The following is an 809-nucleotide window of genomic DNA, read 5'->3' as shown; positions in this document are numbered from 1 at the left end:
GAGCGGGCGCGCGGCGGCGGCATCGACGGGGTCGTCGGTCGCGCGCACGAGATCCGGACCATGGTCGACATCCTGCTGCGCCGTCGCCCCCTGCTGACGGGCGACGCGGGCGACCAGCACGGGGAGCCGTACCACTTCTTCAGGGAGCTGGTCACTGACGTGCAGGCGATGCTCAACGACGTGCTGGTGCGCAGCGCCGGGAGCATCGCGCTGACCGAGCGCCCCAACGGCATGCGGGTGGCGAGCGTCGAGCCGTCCGAACCGCAGGGCTTTGCCAGCCTCGTGTTCGCCGGCGCGGCGCAGATGCCCCCGGACCAGCTGGCCACGCAGTTCCCCGCGCACTGCAAGGCGGCGCCGAGCGACCGCCTGCCGGACCTCATCCACGCGAAGCTGCCGGGCATCGCCCTGCGGAGCCTGCCCGTGCCGCCGAGGCAGATTCCGTTCAACGCCGGCTTCGTGTACTTCCAGTTCCAACCGCGCGGGCCGCTCTGGGAGCACCTGCTCAAGTACGGCGGGATGGCGTTGCGCGTGGCGGGCGAGTTGCCCGGATTGCGCATGGAACTCTGGGGAGTCAGGGAGAAATGAACAAGCGCCGCGCCCTCGTCATCGTCTGCCGGCTGCTTGCCGCGAGCCTGCCCTGCCCGTTCCCGATCTGCATCGCGCAGAGCGCGGCTGAGAGCGCGCACGGGAAGAGGGAGGCCGTGCTGGATGTGGTCGTCTTCAACTACATCGACCGCCCGATCTATGACGTTCACCTGAACGACAGGGTGGTCGGCCACTCGGCCTCCTTGTCGCGCACGCCCCTTGGC

The 809-nt window shown here is 70.1% G+C and carries 2 protein-coding genes; both read left to right on the top strand.

The annotated features are described in order from the left end of the window. On the top strand, positions 1-585 hold a 585-nt coding region (gene tssK / locus AC1DTN_RS37570; RefSeq protein ID WP_477925197.1), incomplete at its 5' end, for a type VI secretion system baseplate subunit TssK. Continuing rightward, on the top strand, positions 582-809 hold a 228-nt coding region (locus tag AC1DTN_RS37565), incomplete at its 3' end, for a hypothetical protein (protein WP_477925195.1). The genes tssK and AC1DTN_RS37565, both read left to right, overlap by 4 nt.

The organism is Rhizobium sp. 01T444, from assembly GCF_056398305.1.
This window is presented reverse-complemented; position numbering and strand designations above follow the sequence as displayed.